The 20771-nt window shown below is 55.9% G+C and carries 14 protein-coding genes; 3 read left to right on the top strand and 11 right to left on the bottom strand.

The window, feature by feature from the left end; all coding sequences use genetic code 11:
• Nucleotides 1-5: 5 nt before the first annotated feature.
• The 4 genes from Q6A47_RS06985 to Q6A47_RS06970 all read right to left on the bottom strand — a co-directional run bounded on the left by Q6A47_RS06985 (nt 6) and on the right by Q6A47_RS06970 (nt 5269).
• The gene (locus Q6A47_RS06985) at nt 6-2573 is read right to left on the bottom strand and encodes a TonB-dependent receptor (RefSeq protein WP_304483691.1); all 2568 of its coding nucleotides are present in this window, start codon (nt 2571-2573) and stop codon (nt 6-8) included.
• Nucleotides 2574-2687: 114 nt separating this feature from the next.
• A complete protein-coding gene (locus tag Q6A47_RS06980) occupies nt 2688-3641 on the bottom strand; it encodes a FecR family protein (RefSeq protein ID WP_039579633.1) in 954 nt (317 codons plus the stop codon).
• A complete protein-coding gene (locus tag Q6A47_RS06975) occupies nt 3641-4165 on the bottom strand; it encodes an RNA polymerase sigma factor (RefSeq protein ID WP_029614926.1) in 525 nt (174 codons plus the stop codon). The genes Q6A47_RS06980 and Q6A47_RS06975 overlap by 1 nt, the downstream gene beginning before the upstream one ends.
• Before the next feature lie 84 nt (nt 4166-4249).
• A complete protein-coding gene (locus Q6A47_RS06970) occupies nt 4250-5269 on the bottom strand; it encodes a DUF4917 family protein (RefSeq protein ID WP_304483690.1) in 1020 nt (339 codons plus the stop codon).
• 122 nt (nt 5270-5391) lie between these two features.
• On the opposite strand from Q6A47_RS06970, the gene Q6A47_RS06965 reads away from it, so the two are divergent.
• Nucleotides 5392-6456, top strand: a complete 1065-nt coding sequence (locus tag Q6A47_RS06965) for a glycerophosphodiester phosphodiesterase family protein (protein WP_304483689.1) — start codon at nt 5392-5394, stop codon at nt 6454-6456.
• Nucleotides 6457-6491: 35 nt separating this feature from the next.
• On the opposite strand, the gene Q6A47_RS06960 is transcribed toward Q6A47_RS06965, so the two are convergent.
• From Q6A47_RS06960 to Q6A47_RS06940, 5 genes are all read right to left on the bottom strand, one after another.
• Nucleotides 6492-8183: a SulP family inorganic anion transporter gene (locus Q6A47_RS06960; protein WP_116888893.1), complete on the bottom strand. Its 1692-nt coding sequence runs from the start codon at nt 8181-8183 to the stop codon at nt 6492-6494.
• An 837-nt stretch (nt 8184-9020) separates the two neighbouring features.
• Nucleotides 9021-9869, bottom strand: a complete 849-nt coding sequence (locus Q6A47_RS06955) for a DUF2971 domain-containing protein (RefSeq protein WP_224536930.1) — start codon at nt 9867-9869, stop codon at nt 9021-9023.
• Nucleotides 9870-10426: 557 nt separating this feature from the next.
• On the bottom strand, nt 10427-11296 hold the full coding sequence (locus Q6A47_RS06950; protein ID WP_224536927.1) for an HNH endonuclease: 870 nt from the start codon (nt 11294-11296) through the stop codon (nt 10427-10429).
• Nucleotides 11293-12879 carry an AAA family ATPase gene (locus tag Q6A47_RS06945; protein ID WP_224536925.1) on the bottom strand — a complete coding sequence of 529 codons (1587 nt, stop codon included), beginning with the start codon at nt 12877-12879 and terminating at the stop codon, nt 11293-11295. The genes Q6A47_RS06950 and Q6A47_RS06945 overlap by 4 nt, the downstream gene beginning before the upstream one ends.
• 63 nt (nt 12880-12942) lie before the next feature.
• A complete protein-coding gene (locus Q6A47_RS06940; protein WP_224536922.1) occupies nt 12943-14118 on the bottom strand; it encodes a restriction endonuclease in 1176 nt (391 codons plus the stop codon).
• 1374 nt (nt 14119-15492) lie between these two features.
• Here Q6A47_RS06940 and Q6A47_RS06935 point away from each other — a divergent pair.
• Together Q6A47_RS06935 and Q6A47_RS06930 are read left to right on the top strand one after the other, a co-directional pair.
• On the top strand, nt 15493-16791 hold the full coding sequence (locus Q6A47_RS06935) for an SIR2 family NAD-dependent protein deacylase (RefSeq protein ID WP_224536921.1): 1299 nt from the start codon (nt 15493-15495) through the stop codon (nt 16789-16791).
• Between the two features lie 322 nt (nt 16792-17113).
• Complete coding sequence (locus tag Q6A47_RS06930; RefSeq protein ID WP_304483688.1) at nt 17114-17791, top strand: hypothetical protein; 678 nt, start codon at nt 17114-17116, stop codon at nt 17789-17791.
• Nucleotides 17792-17878: 87 nt separating this feature from the next.
• On the opposite strand, the gene Q6A47_RS06925 is transcribed toward Q6A47_RS06930, so the two are convergent.
• Nucleotides 17879-19084 (bottom strand): ISL3 family transposase, encoded by a 1206-nt coding sequence (locus Q6A47_RS06925; protein WP_369811428.1) that lies wholly within the window; start codon nt 19082-19084, stop codon nt 17879-17881.
• Between the two features lie 406 nt (nt 19085-19490).
• Nucleotides 19491-20711 carry a UvrD-helicase domain-containing protein gene (locus Q6A47_RS06920; RefSeq protein WP_369811427.1) on the bottom strand — a complete coding sequence of 407 codons (1221 nt, stop codon included), beginning with the start codon at nt 20709-20711 and terminating at the stop codon, nt 19491-19493.
• Nucleotides 20712-20771: the final 60 nt, after the last annotated feature.

Genomic DNA, 20771 nt, shown 5'->3' with positions numbered 1-20771 from the left:
GTCACTCAGAAGAACCGCGTCACGCTGACCTTGGCATTGCGCCCCTGCATCAGCGCATTCTCCCCTGACAGCTCAGGCCGGGCCGACTCGTTGAAAAGGTTGTCCACCGTGAGGTTCACCTCGGTGCCCTTGAGGTAGGCCTGCTGCGGTTTCCAGTTGGCGAACAGGCCGTGGATCTGATAGCGACCGTTGGCGTACTGGTCGTAGTAGCGGTCGCCCAGCACACTGCCGGGGCCGCTGTAGTAGCGGTCGCTGGGCAGGCGGTCGGTCTTGCGCACGAACTGCGCGGTCCAGCCGATCCGCGCGTCCCAGGCCGGAATTTTCACGCCCAGGGTGGTGATCCACTTGGGCGCAGGGATGTCCTTGGCCCACACGTCCGGTCCCCAGGGGTTGGTGTAGGCGCCCTGGTGCCGACCCGTGATCCAGGAAAACGACGCCGAGCCGAACAGGTAGGTGGAGTCGTAGAAACTCTCGATCTCGAAGCCCTTGATCACCACATCGCCGATGTTGCGGTAGTTGGACATCAGGCCGCCGCCGCAGGTGTTGGCGATGGAGCCGCCCGTGAGCAACTGCTGTGGGCAGCCGATGCCGGTGGCTTTGAAGATTTCGTCCTCGATATGGTTGCGAAACAGGGTGGTGCGCACCTGGGCGCTGTCGTTGGCCGACAGCAGGTTGTCGAAGTCGAACACGCTGCCCACGCGCAATGCGGTGATGCGTTCAGGATCCAGGTCGCGGCTGGTGGCGGTCCGGCTGCCGCTGCCCTGCACCTCGTACTGCTCGTCGAGCACCGGCGCGCGCCAGGTCTTGCTGTAGTCGGCGAACAGTGCGGCATTGGGCGTCACCTTCCAGAACAGTGCCAGGCGCGGCGACCAGCCGCGGTAGGTCTTGGCGCTGTAGTCGTGGCCGGCGGCGGGGTTGTCGTACAGCGGCGCATCGTTGGGCTTGCCGTCGTTGGTCACTTGGTCGTAGCGCAGCGATGGGGTGAGGGTGACATCTCCCAGGGTGATGGCGTCTTGCAGGTAATAGCCCTGGCTGCGCACCGTGCCGCTGGGCATGAAGTAGGGCTGGTAGTGGCCGTAGTTGTAGCGTGCAGTTTCGTAGAGGCTGCCAGGCATCCACATCTGCGTGTCGCGGTTGTGCCGGCGGATCTGCGCGCCAACCGTCAGCGCGTGCTCCAGCGCTGCCGTCTCGAACAGGCTGGTGTTGGTGAGCGCAAGCATGCGGTCGCGGTACTCGGTATCCATCTTGCGCCCGCCGGTGGCCGGCTGGAAGAACGCGGTCGCAGGTCGCTCGTCGGTCTGCTGAGTGTCGGAGTCGGAGTATTTGACCTCCAGATCGACCCAACGGTTATCCGACGGCTGATACGTGTAGGTGCTCGACCAGGTGGTGTCGGTGGTGGTGCGGTTGGCCAGGAAGCGGGTCAGTGCGGCGGCGTAGCCGTAGCGGCTGATATTGGCGGCGCTCGGCGGTGTCGGATAGGCCGTGGAGGAGAACGGCGCCCAGCGTTCGCTCTGCGAACGCGACCAGGAGAAGCCCAGCCTGTGTTCGTCGCTCAAGTGCAGGTTGCCCTTGAACAGTGCGCCTTCCAGGTCCAGCGCGCTGTTGGGCAGGCGGGTAGGATTGATCGGGTAAGCGCCGTCGGGATCGGGCAGGTTGCTGGCCAGCTTCATGTCGCCGCCGTCACGCTTGGTCAGGTAGGCCAGGCCGTCGATACGGCCGTCGTCGCTGCGCCCGAACAGCGCGGAACTGTACACCTGTTGGTGATCGTTGCTGGCATAGCCGTACTTGAGCATGGCACCGCTGTTGCGGCCGTCCTGAAGCAGATCGCCGGCATCCTTGGTGGTCATGTTGACGCTGCCGCCAAAGCCACCGTTGCCGGTCTTGACCGAGTGCGGACCTTTCTCCACCTCGATGTGCTTGATCAGCTCGGGTTCGATGAATACGGTGCCTTGCTGGTAGCGCTCGAAGCCGCTCTTGGTCGCGCCATCGACGGTCATCGGCACGTCTTCGGCATCGCCCAAGCCCCAGATATTGATGGTCTGACCGCCCGGCTTGGCCGAGCCGCCCATGTTCACGCCGGGCAGGGTGGCGATCACGCTGGGGATGTTGCTGGGCTGGTAGCGGTCGATCTGCTCCTGGTCCAGGGTCGAACGCCCGACGTTCTGCGGGCCGATCTGCTGTCCGTCGCCGACGATGCTCAGGGCGCCGAGCTGAATGCTGTTATCCGCCTGTGCGGCTTCGCCAGGTGCGACAGGCTCGTGCTGACGCACTACGAAAGTCTCGCCCACGCGCACCAGGGCGAAGCGGCTGCCGGCCAGCAAGCGGGCGATGGCGTCCTGTGGCTCGAAGGCGCCGCGCAGGGCCGGAGCACGCGCACCGCTGAGCAGCGCTTCATCGAACAGCAACTGAACCTGCGCCTGCTGCGCCAGTTGGCTCAGCGACTGGGCCAGCGGTTGCGCTGGCAGGTCCAATTGCACAGGCGCGGCCTGGGCGGCCAGGCTCAGGCTCAGGCACAAGGCCAGCAGGGTAGGACGGACGGGCAAGGCTTGCAGCGGACGCAACGCAGACGACATGGATTCCCCCAAACGGCAAATGGCCGGAAAAAAGCCCACCGTTCATCCGGCAGGCGGGGAAGGAGACGCGGTGTTGGGAAAAATCCTCACCTGCGAATGATAAAAATTCTCAAATTAATGCGCGCGGTGCTCGATGCGCAAACGGCCATCGCCCAGGCGCACGGTTTTCACCGGTAGCAAGGCAGGCAGCGCGTTGAGCAGCGCGTCGGGGTCGTGTACGTCGAGATTGCCCGAAACCTTGTAGCGAGCCAGGTTCGGATCGGCCAGCAGCACCGGCTGCTGGCGGTACAGGCTCAGTTCATCGATCAGGCTGGCCAGTTCGCGGTTCCTGAAGCTGACATGACCGTCCCGCCAGTCGGCCACGCGCTGCTCGCCCAGGTTCTGGCGCAGCAGGCTGCCACGAGACGGCTCGTAGGTGACGCGCTGGCCGGCCTCGACCAGCATGGGCGCCTGGTTCTCGCCGGAGGTTTCGAAGGCGACTTGGCCATGGGCGACACTCAGGGTCAACTCGCGTGCGCCACGGCGCAGGTCGAAGCCGGTGCCGACCACGCGCACCAACGCGCTGCCGGCATCGACGAACAGCGGCCGCTCCTTGTCTGGCGCCACGTCGATGTACAACTGGCCCTGTTCCAGCGTGATCAGCCGTCGCTGCGCGGTGAAGTCCAGTTGCACACGGGTGCGGGCATTGACGTACAGCTGGCTGCCGTCGGGCAAGTGCAGGCTGCGCATCGTGGTACCGGCGACCAGGGCCTGGCGTATCGGCGTGCTGCCGCTGCCCAGGTTACCCGCCAGCAGCGCGCACAGCAGCGCCGCCGCCGTGGCGATCAGTGGACGCCAACGCGGCGATCGGTACTGCACCCGCGCGACGGGGTGGTTGACCTGCTTGAGCGCGGCCATGTCTGCCCACAGTTGCTCGAACTGACGGTAGGCGCGGGCGTGCTCGGGATGGCGAATCCACTGGGCGAAGGCCTTGCGTTGCTCGCGCGTTGTCGCGTTGCGGTTACGCGTGAACCAACTGGCGGCTTGGGCGTCGAGCGGGCGTGGATCGGTCTCGTCGGTGAGGCTCATTACGGCTGCTCCCTGCCATCTTCACTGTCCAGCCGTTGCTTGCAGTGCAGCAGGGCCGCAGCGATGTGCTTTTCGACCATGCTTACGGAAATATTCATGCGTTCGGCGATCTGCGCCTGGGTCAGGCCTTCAAAGCGGTGCAGCATAAGGGCTTCTCGTCGCCGCGGCGAGAGCTCGGCGAGTACTTGGCGCAATTGTTCCAAGCGCTGACGGCGCTGGGCGTGATCGAAGGGGTCGTTGGCGCTGGTGGCGGGGTCGATGGTCGTCTCCTCCAGCACGCTCTGACGCACCTGTTGCCGGCGCCAGTGATCGCTCAGCAGGTTGCGTGCCATGCGAAACAGGAAGGCACGCGGTTGTTCGACCTTGGTCCGGTCACGGTAGCCGAGCCATTGGGCGAACACGTCCTGGGTCATGTCTGCGGCATCGCTGGCGTTGTCCATGCGCTTGCGCAGGAAATGCAGGATTTCGGCGTAGAAACTGCGGCAGGTGTCGGCGGTGGCGGGATCGGGCTTGAGGCGCTGCATGCACGCTTTCCGGGCTGGCCTGGAGAAAGGGTGCGGATCTTATCGAGAATTATTTACATTTGCTAGCCAGGCGTGGCGCCTCGTTCAGAGGCGCCGGGCGTGGGTCAGGGGCACGGGCAGGGCCAGTTCGGCGGCGCCGAGCGGATGGCTGCTGGCGTCGAAGAAGTGCAGGGCGCCATCGACCGCACCGGCCAGGCGCTCGGTGAAATGCTGCTTCTGGTTGAGGATCGAGGCGTCGTTCAAAGGGCGGATGGCGATGCACAGGTGTTTGGGCCTGGCCTGGCGAATGGCTAGCAGCAGGTGCTCGTCGCTGCTGTCCAAGTGCTGGCCGAACAGGCACAGGCCACCCTGTTCGTCCGCAAGCTGGGCCAGGCTCCAGGACAGGTAGTCCGACTGGCGGATGGCCCGCAGCTTGTGCTCGCTGCGGTCTTCATTGACGAACAGCGGCACCTCGCCGGGAATGTTCACGGCAACGCCTTCGAGCAGTTCGGCGCCGATAGCGCTGCGCTGGCGTGTGCTGCCGTCGGGCAGCTTGAGCAGGTGCAGGCCGCCATGCAGGTGCAGGACACGGGTGCCGGGGCTGGCGGTGCGGCGCACATCGAAGAAGCCTTCGTCATCGAACAGCCGGGCAAAACCCTGCGGTGCCTGTTCCATCGCCCACGGCAGGATCAGGTCGTAGTTGCTGGTGTAGACGCTGCGGTACTGACGCAGGGCCGCGTTGATCGTGGCCATTGTGGCGCTGGACAACAACGCATGCGGCGGGTGCACGGCGCGCAGGGCGTGGATCAGCGCTTCCTTGATCGAGTAGTAGCGGTTCAGCGGCGCGGTGGAGTTGATCGCCAGGGCGGCATTGGTGCGCACCGTGGTATTGAGCATGCTCAGCACCGGCTCGAACAGCTCGGTACCCAGCGACTTGAACAGCGCCTGGTCGCTGATCGCCAGGCCGCTTTTGCGCCCGGCCTTCTGCGCTTGCTCGTACAGCGAGAAATAGCCGAACGGCTTCCACAACACGCGGCTGGCGCCGTTGCCCAGCAGCAGGGCGGTGCAGGGGTGGCGGGCATCAAGATCGGACCATTGGGCGAGCTGAGAATCGAGAGAGGGCATCGAGCATCCGTGGGGCAGCGGTGAGCGGGGACTTTAGCATGTCATCGAAGCTGTGAGAGGCTTGCCCTTCCAAGGAATCCGCTGCGCCGCGCGTGCGGGGCGCGGCCCGAGAGGATCTGAACATGCGTATACGCGTAGCGCCCCTGCTGGGCTTGCTGTTGTCGACGATGGATGTCCGAGCCGATGACGGTGCGGCCCTGGCCAAGGCCCAGTCCATCCCCTATCCAGCGGTGATCGCTCACCGTGGCGCGTCCTTCGACGCGCCTGAATCCACCGCTGCGGCCTATCTGCTGGCGCGCGAGCTGGGCGCCGATTACCTGGAACTGGACCTGCAACGCAGCCGCGACAATGTGCTGGTGGTGGTGCATGACGATGTGCTGGCGCGCACCAGCGACGTAGCCTCGCGCTTCCCTGGGCGTGCCGGGCGTCCGCTCAGCGACTTCACCCTGGCCGAGTTGAAAGCGCTGGACGCTGGCAGTTGGTTCAACCAGGCCTACCCGCAGCGCGCCAGGGCAAGCTTCGCCGGGCAGCAGATCCTGACCCTCGATGAAGTGATCGACATCGCCGAGGGCAATCCCGAGCGTCAGCCGGGGTTGTACATCGAAACCAAGGTGCCCAAGCAGTTTCCTGGCATCGAGCGCCAGCTCAAGGCGCGGCTCCAGGCCCGTGGCTGGCTCGACAGGCCGGGGCGGGTGATCTTGCAGACCTTCGACCGCGACAGTCTGGCCCTGCTGCACCAGGAGATGCCGCAGGTGCCGAAGATTCTGCTGCTGTGGGTAGGCAAGGGCAGCATCGAACCCAAGTCGGGCCAGGACTTCGCCGACTCGGGCGAGCAGGACAAGGCACGTTTCTATGCGCGTCAGGCGCCCAAGGACCGCAAGGAGCTGCTGCGCTGGCTGGATGCCGCCAAGGCCGGCGGCGCCATCGGCACCGGTCCCTCCGCGCAGCGTAGCCGCCTGGGCGAGCAGAGTTACACCGACCTGATCCAGCCGTGGATGAACCAGGCCAGCCACGCGCGTGGCCTGCTGGTGCATGCCTACACCCTGGACGATCGCGAAGACTTCGCCAAGGCGATGGACGCCGGGGTGGATGGCATTTTCACCAACCGGGCCGGGGCGTTGCTGCGCTTTTACCAGCGACCGGCGGTGGCGGATGAAGGGCAGGTGTTGCAGGGGTTAGGGTTTTGATTGCCTGAATGAATCGCGGGTGCGCGCGATCGTGATCAGCGGTCGCGTCGCTCACGATTGCGCCAAACCCGATACGCCCGAATCCCGGCGCGCACCGAGCCGAACAGCAAGCGGTCCTCCATCTCGCGGGCCATGCCCGAGCGCACCAACATGCGCAGGAAGGTGCCGCGGGCGCGGGCGATGGCGAAGTGCACGCCTTGCGCCTGGAGGGTGTCGCGGACCTCACGCAAGGCGGCAATGCCACTGACGTCGATGCTGGTCACCGCTTCGGCGTCGAACAGTACCGCCTGTGGATCGGGCTCGCGTTGCACGGCTTCGAGCAGGCGCATCTTGAAGTAGTCGGCATTGAAGAACAGCACGGCATCGTCGAAGCGGTACACCACCAAGCCAGGCACAGTGCGGGCCTGCGGGTGCTGGCGCACATCGACCTGACCTTCGATGCCGGGCATCCAGCCCAGCACGGCGTCGGTGGGCTGGTAGATGGTGTAGAGCAGCCGCAGGATGGCCAGGGTCACGGCGAAGACGATGCCCGGCAGTACGCCGAGGCCGAGCACGCCGAGCGTGGTCAGCAGGCACAACCAGAACTCGAAGCGACTCAGGCGTCGGATCTTGCCCAGGGACTTCACGTCGATCAGCCCCCAGCCCGCCATCAGCAGCACCGCGCCGAGTGCCGCCTGAGGAATCCAGGCCATGGGCGCGGTGAACAGCAGCAGGATCAACGCGATGACCAAGGCGGCGATGATGCCCACCAGTTGGCTCTTGCCGCCGACCATGTCGTTGACCGCGGTGCGCGAGTCGGCGCCACTGATGGCAAAGCCCTGGGAGAGCCCCGCCGCCAGGTTGCTCACGCCCAGGGCGACGAATTCGTGATTGGCATTGATCGCATAGCCGTGCCGGGCCGCGAAGCTGCGTGCCGTGAGCATGGCGCTGCAGAAGCTGACCGTCGCGATCCCCAGCGCGTCGCGCAGCAGGCTCTTGGTCTCGGCCAAGGTACTTTGCGGCCAGGCCAGTTCGGGCATGCCGGCCGGCACCGGGCCAAGGATGGCCACGCCGAAGCGGTCCAGCCCGAACAGCCCCGCCAGCAGGGTGAACACGGCGACGGTCACCAGCGCTGCGGGCAGTTTCGGATAGCGGCACGGCAGCCAGATCAGCAGCGCTAGTGCGCCCAGGCCGACGACCAGGGTCAGCCAGTGGATCTCGCCCAGGCGCTCGACGAAATTGATCAGGCTGAGAATGAAGCCGTCACCCTCGATGCTGAAGCCCACCACTTTGGACAGTTGCCCGGCGATCAGGCTGAGGCCGATGCCATTGAGGTAGCCGATCAGGATCGGCCGCGAGAAGAAACTGGCAATGAAGCCGGCGCGGGCCACGCCGGCAGCGATCAGCATCACCCCGACCAGCAGCGTGACGATCACCGACAACTCGGCGATCCGCTGCGGATCGCCCATCGCCAAGGGCGCCACGGCGCCAGCGATCATCGCACAGGTGGCCGCATCGGGGCCGACCATCAGTTGCCGCGAGCTGCCGATCAAGGCGTAGACCATCATCGGCAGCACACAGGCATATAAACCGTACTGCGGCGGCAAACCGACGATCTGGGCATAGGCGATGGCGATCGGGATCTGGATCGCCGCCACCGACAGGCCGGCTTGCAAATCAGCGCGGAACCATTCGCGGCGGTAGTGCAGGAGGTTGGCCAGGCCCGGCAGCCAGCGGGAAAGAAACATGGGCAGTCCTTTGAAGATTTCTGGGTGCACAGTCGCGATATGCACCTGAAGCCGCTTCGCTTGCAAGTGTCATGCAGTGTGTCGTGGGGGCTGCATTCAAGCCGATTGCGGCGAGCAAAGCGATGGGGCAGGTCAACGAAGGGCGTAGAAATGAAAAAAGAGCCGAGGGCTCTTTGGGGGGCTGCAATCAGATGCGCAGGGCGAAGAATGTGGAGCGGGTAGAGGGAATCGAACCCTTATTGGACAGAAACGCCTGAAAGCGTGTAGCCGTGTAGTCTTCAAGTCGTCCGATCCTCGGTATATGCTGAGTATTCTCTGATATCATCATGGTGCACCATGGTGCATGAAGCATTCGTAACTTCTAGCGATGCTCGATGCGGTCTACCCTCGAACCTTGTGCCGTTCAACCATCGGCTAGCGGGGGGGGGGGCATACACCTCTGCCGATTGGGTACGCTCGCCATCAAATAGCCTTCTCCAAAGGCTGGATCTCACATTCGTTGACATGGCTAGGGAGATCCTGCCAAACGCTTGGTAGGTCGGCGATATCAAGCAGGTAGCGCCCTTGTCAGCACGTACTAAATTAGCCTACGGAAACGCCATACGTTTGCCTTGGAGAGTTGCTATCGCGATGCTTTTGCATGTCGAAGTCATCGCAAGGTTAAGGGATTTTTCCTGGCTGAAGATTTGCTCACACGACCCCGGGACAGGTGGACACCAGAGTTTACGCCCTCACTTATCTTCTTGCTGAAATGAAAAATTCCAAAAGGGCGGCTCGTCTCCGAGGCAAACGTTCATTCTGGAGTTCACAAAAATCTTGACACCATGATGGTTTACGCTAAGTGATTTTATCCAGCTTCATGAGCGTGTTGCATGTCTTGGTTAGCTCAAATTCAAAACTACCGGTTCTATGCTGAACGAAGTTCACATTGACGTGTTTATAGTCAGCAGTATTTATTATTTTTTCAACCCTCTTTATAAACTCTAAGTTTGCCTTGATTCCAAAGGTTATCGATTTCAATGCTTCAGCAGGGAATTCATGTCCTCCAGTTCTACTACTAACTAGTCGGTATTCCTCTTCGTACTTCCATTTTTCCGATTTGACAAAAAGATTGGCGTGCATTAACTCTGATAGTTGTTTGGTGTAAAAGCTATCACCTAAATCGTTCTCGTATTGGTTGTCGCTCTCCCAAGGCTTTACAAATTCACCAAGCCTATTTGCTAAGTCCAAAAATAAATCCTGATAGGGTGGAAGTTTTGAATATTTCATATCTTCACGTATAAATATATTTTTGTCTAGTATTAAGCTTGTGTCGAATTCAATAGCTATGCCTGTATGAGATCCTCCGTAATGTGACCATAATAGTGCATCTGTTGGGGTTTTAGATAGTGAGTAAATTCCCAATGTAGACATGTACCACTGCAAGGCCCCATTAAGCCCAATTTCTTTTCCGTGCTTATCCATAAATGAATGCTGGTTCAAAATATGGATCAAAAAAGATTTTCTTAAATATTCTTCGCTATGGTGTGGTGGATACAGGTCTACAACTTTTTGATATTCGGCATCAATATTTATTTGTGAGTCTAAAGGGTCGTTAAGTTGGGCCGCAAGTGGAAAGTATATTGTGCGATTTGAAAGTATCTCCAAGGTTCTGCTAGATGGATCTCTATATTTGTATGCTTTCAAGGCTGGTGTCTCGCTCGTGCTTAGGTTTTGTAAATTTATTTATATATGTGTTTGCTTGCTTGGTCAATATTCTAGTTGATTATCTTGGTCGTTGTCATGGGCGAATCTGCGAGCCCGGCGGCGGTGAATGATTTGCACCAGACAACCTGACGAGATTTGAGTATGTTAGTGGGACAAAGGCATAACTCCTCCGTGTGTAAAATTTGGCTGAAGGGTTCACGAGCTGCCTGATAGCGTGGCAGCGGTCAGCCAACGTTTGGTTGCTCCTAAAACATGGTTGGGGAAGAGGGGGATTAACGTATAGGAGATATTTTGTGATTCGTTTGATCTAGAGCAGCAGATGAATGCGCAGTTGGCGACCGCCAAGAGTCTGAATGGGCTTAGGCAATCAACTCAGGACGAGCGCGCTGTCGCCGAATAGAGTGATCGCGACGTCCAACCGCCTCGGCGCCGCCAGCCGGCTACGCCACTCCAGCCCTGTTCGCAGCTCCATTCATTTGCGTTCCAAGGTCGCCCCCCATCCAATACACCTCCAGTCTCGTGGATCTGCCTCCATATCAGTCGAAATCTCTAAAGCCTCCGTCACAGTACCAATCGCTACCGGCGAGGGCTTGAAACATTGCAGTTTCCCACGAGTTGGCATGCTGGCGACGCTTCCCCTGCGCAGATACCGTTAAGAGATCACGGACGCCATCTACGCCATCACTTTCCCATAGGATGCTCAAAATTTCCCGGAGGCTCGCTAACTCGTTGCTGGATTCCACCGAAAATCTCACGTCCAATCCGTAGCTTTCAAAATGAGTGATAACTCGTTGCTTATCTACTGCAGGCCAGTCATGAGGTGGGATGGCTTTAAACTCCAATACTGGAGGCGTTGTAGGCGAGAGATCCGCAAACAACCATTGCTCACGCTCAAGCTCTTCACGATCAAAGTACGGATGCAGTGTTTGCTTGGATTGTTCGGTAGCAATAGATGCTTGTTTGCCATGATTACAATCTTTGCACGCAGGCACTAGGTTGAGAGGGGTTACCGAAAGCAGAGGGAATTTTGCCTTCGGAAGGTAATGATCCAAGGTGCTTGCCACACCCAGGCCGCAGAAAGGACATCGTCTTCTTGGCGCCGTCGCCATGATCAAATCGTAGACATTTCTTGCAGGTTTCGACTGAGGAGCCATGTGATCTGAGTACGTACTCTTCAGCTCTTTTTTTGTTACTTGTCCAATTACTATGTCTTCATCTTTAACATTGCAAGCTGCTATAGTGTATAAACTTTGTGAATGACCTTGTATGGAGTACTCAATAGCAGCGTTGGTGATGTCAGGTAGTAATGACATTAGCCTGGCGCGTAGATCCATGTTCGATACGCTGTTCACGCAGGTGACAAATAGATCTTCTGCATTGACCGTGGGGGGAGAGATACGTCTCAAATCTGTTCTCCCTTTGCTTTATCCCTGGCGGTTGTCATTGCTCTGAGAAGAGCTCGACCCTCAAGACCTATCTCGCCCCCGTACTCCGCATCAATCTCCTCATAACTTTTTCCACCCTGTACCGATTTTTCCAATAAGTCGTGGAATCCTGACTTAGAGACCTCTAGTCCGAAGACATGGCGCGTCAGCGTCCCTACGTTCTCGGCGAAGGTTTCAATGTCAGGTCTGTCTACCGTTGCAACCAGCCTGCTTCGATTTATGATTGATACACAGGATTTGGGCACTTCTTGGAGTACCACGGGCGAGTGTGTGGCAATTATCGCAACGGCGTTTCGGTTGGTGAGTAGGTCAGACAATGCTCGGGTAAAGGCAGACAGAAGTGGCGGATGGAGGTGGCTTTCAGGCTCGTCGATCAATACCAGAGTTTTTTCCTCAACCGTTTCAATCAGTTGAGTGATTGTGAGCAGTACAATCGCGTGCCCGGAACTCATTCTGTTTAGGAATCTAGAGCTGGTTTCAATGAAACTGGTTTTTTGTTCTGATGGGTCTTTTTCATAATGATCTATCAACTGCGAGAGATTCATTTCTTCAAAATTATGATCTGACTCTAATTTTTTTATCGCAGTTATCCATCGTTCTTTTTTTGCCTGCAGTGAAAGGCATGAGCTCAGGCTGAGGGCTAAATCTTTGCATAGTTTCGGCTTGTCTTTAAGCCCCCAAGCTGGTCGTTCCTCTTCTTCTATACGAGACTTCAATCCGATGTATTTATAGCGCATTCCGGCAGATGAATCGGATTGATCAGGTGGTGGCTCGAAAGGGTCAAACGCGCTAAAAGATACAGAAACTATCCCCGCGAAGTATTGGTCATCTAAGCGTGCTTTTGAACTAAAAATATGGCTTTTGTAGAAATACCCCAGGTCAGGCTGTTTGTTTTCACCAGTAAACAGTGAGTCGACCATGGCGTTGAGTATTGTTGTTTTACCTATCCCATTACGCCCGATTAAAACGTGGAGGTTGGATGAGGGTTTTGAGTCAGGATTAACTATAAACTCAAGTCCGAGTTGTGAGAATGTATCGGATCCCTTTCTTTCAAAGCAAAAATGGTATTCAGTAAGCGGCGCTTCGCCCTTAATGATTTTAGCGTACTGATTGTCTATAGTCGTCCGATTCGTAACGCGAAGTAATGAGGTGCCAAACACTCTCTCTTTCTCAGCTATCTCTCGTTTTACAGAGTCATAAGCAACGTCACCCAGGGCCGTGAGAATTTCTAAGGCGAGCGGGCCGGGGCAGAGGTTTACCAGTTTTTTATAATAATCTGCATCTTGTCCAAGGCTGAAAAAATTGGATTCTAAATGCGTAAATTCCTGAGGTATAGCTTCTTCAGTCCACCCCTCCGTCTGGCCCCGAAAGCCAATTTTTAGATCGCCTATCTTCAGTTCAATTCCCTGGTCGTTGTATAAGATCAAACTGAAGGTGCTCTTGAATCCAAAGTCGTCCCAGTTGTCAGACCGAAGAAGTCCTACGTTGCGGGTTGGGCCGCTATACCCTGAGCGATATTTAATGTTATGAAAGTTCATGGCCATCTAAATTCTTCTGTGTTTAAAGGTTCGATAAGCGAATAAGGCGTTCGCGCAGTCAGGTTTAACCTACTCTGACTGCTCCACCTCCGACTCGGCTTGGAATACCTCAATCAGCTTCTGGTTGTAGTCGTCCAGATAGCTCTGCAGTCCTTCCCGATCAATGAGCCTAACGCCGGCTGTGGTAGCCAGTTCTTTGGCGGATTTGGTGTAGTACGAATTGGTGACGACCATGGCTTCATCGCAGCCATAGAACGCCTTTGCCGAGATCGCCTGCTGGACAGCAGCATTGCCCACCGAGCCCGTGTAGTTCTTGGCCTGGATGACCATTTTCTTGCCGAATCGGCTTACGAAAAGGTCAGCACCTTGGTCGGCGGTCTTCTTGGTCTCTTTCACGTCAAAGCCAATGGTTTGGAAGATCTCAACCAAGAACGCCTCGAACTGAAATCCGTCCATCGCATCCACGAGGTACATGGTGATAAACCGGTTCGGATTGAAGTGCTCAAGCTGGCTCCCGAGACGTTCAACCAATATGTCGAAGTAGATGGCCTCGCACAGGCTGAGCCCACTACGGAATGCTTGCAACGTCATCAGCGCTGTGGCTGCCGACGCATTTGTTTGGGCGTTGAATTGCACACCCGGATAGGAAACGTCGTTCTCCCAGAGGTAGTAGTAGAAGAGAGCCAGGTCAGAGCGGAATGTCGTTCCTGCCTCGTCGATCCACGACCGGAGGGTTTCATTGAGGTCAGCCCTGATGTGTCGGCTGAGCTCCCTTGAGAAGCCCGCATAGGTTGAGCTGAATGCGGTAGTCAGCAGCAGCTTATCAAGCAGCGACGGCAAGCCCTCAAGCTCATCGAAGCCCTTCCTGATCAGTACTTCTCTGAATAGCTCACGCTCCGTGTATGCTCCATCCATCCTAGGGCCAGGCACGCCGACATCAGTAGCTCCAGACGTAGTTTCTCTGGTGGTGTGAATGAAGTTCGTGAAGTAGGGCTGCTTGAGCTGCGCGTACTTTCTCAACACGTTGTTGAGCAGGTCATTCAGCTGTGCCTGCTCTTTTTTCTTGCCCAGAAAATCCATGATGAGCCCTTTAGACTGGTACTGGAAATCCGGGTAGAAGGACGGGTCGAGAGGCGTTAGATGCTGTGCACGTAGCTCTGCTGTCGGGGGAATCTGAGAGCTGTTGCACCACGGGCATGCGGTTTCAAACGTGGTTCTGTTGCATCCGTTGCATTGATAAATCATGGGAGTCCGTTCTATGCAGAATGAGATATGACAACGAAGGGAAGGGCTGCATTCATGCGCTATCGCCAGCCCGTGAACTGCCCAATGCCTACGTCGCGCGATGCAGAACGATAGCTCAGTGCCATGTCGGCGTCCACGCTGTCTCAGCCTTGCAATTACTCATCGAGAAAGCCCTTCTCGACATGTCTTTCGCGGTGCATCTCACGAAGCGCTAAAGCCAGTTTGTACGAGTCCAGTTGATCACTCCCATCGTCGTGCGGGTAGTCTTCCGGACGCATCTCCCTGAGCTGCATGAGCTCATCCCGGTTGGCTTGCGCGCGGCGGATTCATCTAGCTTCGACAGTCTCAGCGAGCTCCCTGAAGCCATCCGACGCTTGACCATTTTCCCAGAACCACTGCTCCAAATCCTGCTACATCTTAAAGTGTCGGATGTCGAATGCCCCTCGCTGGTTATCGATGTCGACGAGTACCTAGAAGCATCGTATTGATGGAGGATGAACTGTTGGAGCAGATGGGCGGTGCCGTACTTGCCTGCGAGTAGGGTCTCGCGCTAGGTAACGTACGGTGACTCGGTCATTCCATCGGTCTGTTTGAAGCCAAAGACCTTAGTCTAGCTAGACGTTGTAGGTGTTGATCCAGCGTTGTAGTCAAAGCAGATCTTCACTGGGCTTACATAAGGCCAGATGCAAAGCAAGCTGCAGGGGGGGCGATCCATTGCCTTTACTCACCATATTTATGGATGTTAGGTCGAGGTCGTGGATGCATGGGAGGCTTGCCGGCTAACGCGGCGGGGGCACAGAAAGGCGAATTATCAAAGGTGCAAAAAAGGCTTCGAGGACAGGGAGTACGAGGCTGTGAGGTGTTTGTGAGATGGAGCGGGTAGAGGGAAGAACCCGTGGCCAGAAATCACGAAAAGCGTGTAGCCTTGTTGTTCACCATTCTCCCCGAACCCAACAGCTACTGGCAATTCCCGCAGAAATCTCGCGGTGCACCATGGTGCACGACCCACTCGGCGCTTTGCCCTTGCTGAACTCGGCCCGGTGCTGATCCCTCCAGTCAGCAGCCCGCTGGTCGGCGTACGGGTTCGGATGCCAAATCTTGTATCGGCATCCCTGTAACCCTCCGAACTCCCAGAAAGTCGTATCCGACTGTCGTCGCTCACTGTAAAGCCGTCCACATGGTAGATCACGCTAGGTCAGTTGCGGTCGTAAACCGCGCGCAGCCCGGCATCTTCTCGTATGAGTGGCACAATGCTAGCATCAGGGGGCGCATTTCTAGGGTGATGTACGCGTCCGGCATTTTCAGGATTTCGGGGTCATTCACTCTTCAAGGGACTTTCAGAGCGAGGGAAAGGGTTTGAGTTTGGACAGCAGCATGTTTGAGATCGCCTATGCCGCCGCTACACAGCGCCTGTGCTTATTCACCGGAACAGGATTCTCTAAGGCGATATCAGATCAAGAAGCGCCGGGATGGCAGGACTTGCTGGAGCAGGTATGCGATGGCCTACCTGATAGTGCTGACCTGAAAGCCACGTTGTTCCCCGCCATGGGTGATAAGCCTCTGAGCCTTGAAGAAGCAGCTCAAGTGATTGAGCTGAGGCTGAGCCGGCATGGCAAAAATATCAACACCGAAATTAAGAGCATCATCGAATCTCTCTGCATCAAGGGCGATGTCGATGAGATAAAGGAATTCTATAAAAAATATGCGTTTCGGGTAGTTACAACGAATTACGATAAGCTTTCTGAATCGTTGGCTGGGAACGACAGGGTTCAAAGCATCGCCCCTGGTAGGCCAATTCCTCGCTCCTCTGCAGCAATAAAAGTTTACCATGTTCACGGATCGATTGATTCTCCGGAAAACATGGTGGTGACGTCCGATGACTATTTTCGTTTCATGGGTAGTGACTCATATTTCTCAAGAAAATTGAGTACTATCTTGCACGAGAACACTGTTGTGATTATTGGCTATTCGCTGGGTGACACCAATCTCAAGCGAATAATCAATGACTATAAGGCTTTCGCAAATAACCATGTTATAGGATCTAATCTATTCTTCGTATCACGAAGAAAGGTTGATCAGATTGTCAAGGATTTCTATTTTCATAGCTTCGGCATCCGGGTCGTTGATGATCTGGGGGTGAAGGAGTTTTTCACCCAACTTAATCGCAGTGCCGAGGAGGCCTCGGCTATTGCTGAGCAATCTTTAAAGTCGATATCGAATGTCGTCGAAGGTGGAAGACGCTTTACCGACACCTATATAAAACTGGAGGATTCTTTCTTCCGTGTTATCGCTTCGTTGCCGGCGAAGGGGTTTAGCCTGAAAGAACCACGTGTGGTGGAAGTCATTGGTGATTTCTTGGAGCGGAAGCGAGAATTCACTTTGGAAGCAGGTGCATGGGAGCAGTATGATCACCTTGCAAGTTGGCTTATTCACTTAGGCAGTGTTTTCGACGTAGGGAATAGCTCAATCAGTGACATCTACTTGGAGGCAGTGAGGCGTTCGATGAAGACTATGAGCAAGGAGAAGAAGCTTGGCTACTCCTGGCAAGCCTACAAACTATGGCTTAGCGGCTGGGCCTCCATTAGCGCGGCTAACCGAGCAATGATCCGAGAGTTCATCACCAGGGAAGCAGTTGGGACTGAAGGTCAGTTGATCGTGGATTCCATCGACTGAGCTGCATAGACCGGGTCATGAGATGGGGATCGTCTGGATGAGGCGATTCCCGTTGGCTTTGTCTGGATTCAGATATCTGTGGTTAGACTACCTCGAAGGTTTCATGAGGTTCTAGGTAAGATCCAGCGTGCACGTGAGGCCATGGCTCGTGAAGGCAAATAGCACATTCGTCGAGAGTAAAAACCTGTGTAGAAAAAGGGAATGGATATTCTTCCCTAGATGGCGGATGAGCCGCAACCTGCCGAATTTCAAATTTACACGCTAAGATTAGAAGCGTAAGAGCGAAATTGTCATCAGATATAGGAAGTCGGATAAGATAGAAATGAAGCTATTAGAATTCTTGAAAAGTGCGTCGCCAGAAGCAAATCGACTGGTGATTTATGCGTCTATCGCCCTAGTGATAAAACAGTTCTTGAATATTATACCGGCACCCTTGTCTGGTATGTATCAGTTTGGGTTGATTGTCGAAGCGATTTTAGCTTCTGTCATTGCTAGCTATTTATTTTACTTGCTTGCAGTTCATGCAAAAGAGATTTCGGATCGAAGCGTAATTCAGCCATACCTGGATGATCATTTTAAAGGAATAGTTAGAGAGTGCGAAAGTACTTTAAATAGCATGTCGCAAAAAACAGGCTTGACGCTAAATTTTGCTACATTGGAACTAGAAGAAATTCTTGCCGCTTTCAGTGTGATCCATAGTTTAGATCAAGCTCCAATAATTTTCGGGGAGCGTAAAGGCACATGGACTCAATATCTTAATCATTATATGGAGCGGACTTCTAATCATACAAAAAGGCTGCTTGTGCAACTACCCCATCTAAGGCCAGATGAAATTAAAGATGTAGTTAGTATTGATGAGTGCAAATATTTTTGGCTGCTAAGCTCAATAATTAATATTGATAAATTTCCGAATTATAGATTAAATCAAGGTCTAGATTTTTTCTCGGAAGAATTCTTTAACTACTGCCAGTGCTGTAGGAATATATCCAAGAGAGTTTAATTTGTCTTTATTTTGGTGGGTTTTATAAGTTGGTATTTGTCTCATAAATTAATATGCAGTTTTTAGTAACGCATCATTTTTGGTTCTTCACGGATTGCCGGGAAAGTCATTCTTGATCTTCATGAAAAAGAATTCGCTGTTCCGGTAGCCGTAAGCCATCCGCTTGATCACCTTGATCCGGTTGTTAATGCCCTCCAGCTGCCCCGTGTGCATGGGCCAGCGCACCCTACTTAGGATGCCGCGCCAGTAGTTCTTCAGGCGTTTAGCGAACTGCTTCAGGGCTGGTATCGCGCATTCATCAGCCAGTCGCAGCCATTGCTTCCAGGCTGATCGCCAGCCCCAGGCGGTGGCGGGTGACCACAACGCTTTGAGTTCTGCTTTCATCAGATAAACCGTCATCAACGATTGATTAGCCGCCAGCAGATCCTTCAGGCGCACCTGCTGATCTTCACGTTTGAGATTCTCCGGGTTACGCAGCAGCAGCCACCGCGCCTGCTTGATCACCTTGCGAGCAGGTTTGTCATCACGCAGGCGGTTGGCCTCGTCGACCCGCACCCGATCAATCACCTCTCGCCCATACTTGGCGACCACATGAAACAGGTCGTACACCACTCTCGCCTGAGGGCAGTGCTGGCGCACTTCCAGGTCGAATGCGGTGTTCATGTCCATTGCCACGGCTTCGATCCTCTCACAGCCCTCCGGCCCCAATTCTTCAAAGAACGGTCTGACCGCGGCTCGGCTGCGACCTTCGCCAATCCAGAGCACTCGACGGGTATCAGCATCCAGCACCACGCTGGCGTAGCGATGGCCTTTGAACAGAGCAAATTCGTCCATTACCAAGCGTCTGGGCTGGGCCTTCGGCAGCTTCTCCAGTGCGGCTTGCAGGGCCCGTCGTTCCAGCAAACGCACGCTGTCCCAATGCAAACCAAACAGCTCAGCGACATGCAGGGTGGGCAGGCGTCGGCAAGCCTGGATTACGGCGTCGGCCAAGCGCTTGGTCATGCGCGAATAGCGGTCAAGCCAGCTGACTGACTCCATTCGCTTACCGCATGCGCTGCACCCAACACGTCGTAGCGCCACATTCAATCGCACCGCGCGGCCAAGAATGGGCAGGTCACGGATTGAGCGCTGGCAGTATTGATGGATGGTGGTGCTGGGCTGATGACAGCCGCTGCAGGTGGGGAATCTGGTGGGCTGCGGAATCAGGTCGATCATCAGGTCGTCGCCGTCAGGCCGGATTGCAGTGACAGAAAAGCCCTCCCAAAAGGGCAGAAACGTATTAATATCGTGCACAAGAACGCCGGTTTGTAGATGTGTTTGCTCGCACGAACATCATCCATCAAACCGGCGTTCTTGTTTCTGTCTTTCCCAGGATTCCGTGAAGAACCTCATTTTTAGGCAGGACGCGGGGTGGTGATAAGGGTGTCTAAGGGTAAATGGCAATGTGTTCAGCCCCAAATTGTCATGATGCATTCTTGACGCCCAAGGAGGAGTTGCGTTCTGGAGGCGCATCCTTGATTTAGCTCGCACGACGCCACGAATTTAAGCCGAACTCCAAGCGTAGAAGGGGTCAATTCGAAAGCCTGCTCCCCGCTACCGAGTGAACCGGAAGACTGTCGCCAAGGTGGCGATCACGAACCACTGCGCAGGACGCCCAGGTGGGGCATGCCACCCCGCGCAGCGCTAATGGTTTGATTCGCTAGAGGTTCGGCAGAGGGAACTCCAGAATGGGAGTTTTGCTAGAGATCGTGAGGGTGTGCCTGGCTCTGGAAATGGCGACGTAGAAAGACTTGGCGGCTGCAGATTTTTGCCTTGTGTAGTGGATCGCGTCGGGAATCAATACGTGGTCGAACTCCAGCCCTTTGAGGAGCAGCGGAGTTGAAATTGTCCTGGCCACCGGTGCTCTTCCTGTCCTGATTAGGCGCTGCCTTACTGCTTCCGACGCAGCGACAAGGCTCTGATGCCTGCCATCCATGATTTCACTTAATGCTCGCCTGGTATCACCGATGAGCTCCCCTCGGAATGTTCTCGATAGGGGGTGGCTCCTTTCCAGCTTCAACACCTCCAGAGCACTTTCAACTGACCCATTAATCGACAGTACCGCCCAGGCTGCGGATATTTCGATATCGAGAATGGCGTCGGATGGATGCCCTGGCGCTGCCGGAGCGCGAGTGATCGCATCATCAATCAGTGACCTCAACCCATCGGCGCGTGCTTGTGGCGCGGACACTGACATATCCCAGATCTCTGCAAAATCCATCAAACGCTTCGCCGCTATTTCTTCAATGGATTGAAAAGCACCTCTGGTGCTCTTGGCTAAGTCATTGCAGGTGTTTCTCCAGCAATTTATCGCTGCAGTCGAACCGGTTCTGGAGTTGAACTCATCAAAGAACAATGACATATCAAATGCGTTGTTGCTCTGGATGTAGTTAATGGGCCCCTCTCGCAGATCGATTGGCTCCCCTGTCATCAGCTTTTGCCGAGTTTCCGCAATCCACTTACCTAGCGCGGTATTTGCTGTGGCCCAGCGGTGGGGTATTTGAAGTTCATAAGCGTGGGTGAAGTAACTTGCGACAGAGTCGCTCCAGCCGATTTTGGTTTCGACGAATTCAAAGATTCCCTGCATGGGATCCCCGAAAATAACGGTCGGAACGATGCAGGATAGCCAGCCAGCAATCCAATGCTGGTACTGCTCGCAGTCTTGATATTCGTCTATCAGCACGCGGTCGTAGGAGGCCTTGATGACCTCCTGGACGACAGGGCTTTGCAGGATTGAAGCCGCACCAAGGTATACGTCATCCCAATTGGGCTTGTTGGGATGAAGTGCAAGCCTTCCTGAGCGACCGGGGAACGCCTGGACATACTGGCGAGCCCACGATGCGATGGTATCTACGACGACCTTGTCGTTGGGCACGTGCATTCGCTGGAGGCGAGCCCGGATTGCGTGAACCCCTGCATGTGTGTGAGTCAGTACCAAGGT

The sequence above is a fragment of the Pseudomonas boreofloridensis genome, assembly GCF_030580795.1.
In the GTDB taxonomy this organism is placed as follows: Bacteria; Pseudomonadota; Gammaproteobacteria; order Pseudomonadales; family Pseudomonadaceae; genus Aquipseudomonas; species Aquipseudomonas boreofloridensis.
This window is presented reverse-complemented; position numbering and strand designations above follow the sequence as displayed.

Excerpts from the sequence above, each read along its gene's own strand:
- Q6A47_RS06985 (WP_304483691.1), bottom strand. The coding sequence starts at position 2,573 with ATGTCGTCTGCGTTGCGTCCGCTGCAAGCCTTGCCCGTCCGTCCTACC.
- Q6A47_RS06980 (WP_039579633.1), bottom strand. The coding sequence starts at position 3,641 with ATGAGCCTCACCGACGAGACCGATCCACGCCCGCTCGACGCCCAAGCC.
- Q6A47_RS06975 (WP_029614926.1), bottom strand. The coding sequence starts at position 4,165 with ATGCAGCGCCTCAAGCCCGATCCCGCCACCGCCGACACCTGCCGCAGT.
- Q6A47_RS06970 (WP_304483690.1), bottom strand. The coding sequence starts at position 5,269 with ATGCCCTCTCTCGATTCTCAGCTCGCCCAATGGTCCGATCTTGATGCC.
- Q6A47_RS06965 (WP_304483689.1), top strand. The coding sequence starts at position 5,392 with ATGCGTATACGCGTAGCGCCCCTGCTGGGCTTGCTGTTGTCGACGATG.
- Q6A47_RS06960 (WP_116888893.1), bottom strand. The coding sequence starts at position 8,183 with ATGTTTCTTTCCCGCTGGCTGCCGGGCCTGGCCAACCTCCTGCACTAC.
- Q6A47_RS06945 (WP_224536925.1), bottom strand. The coding sequence starts at position 12,879 with ATGGCCATGAACTTTCATAACATTAAATATCGCTCAGGGTATAGCGGC.
- Q6A47_RS06940 (WP_224536922.1), bottom strand. The coding sequence starts at position 14,118 with ATGATTTATCAATGCAACGGATGCAACAGAACCACGTTTGAAACCGCA.
- Q6A47_RS06935 (WP_224536921.1), top strand. The coding sequence starts at position 15,493 with ATGTTTGAGATCGCCTATGCCGCCGCTACACAGCGCCTGTGCTTATTC.
- Q6A47_RS06930 (WP_304483688.1), top strand. The coding sequence starts at position 17,114 with ATGAAGCTATTAGAATTCTTGAAAAGTGCGTCGCCAGAAGCAAATCGA.
- Q6A47_RS06920 (WP_369811427.1), bottom strand. The coding sequence starts at position 20,711 with ATGCACGTGCCCAACGACAAGGTCGTCGTAGATACCATCGCATCGTGG.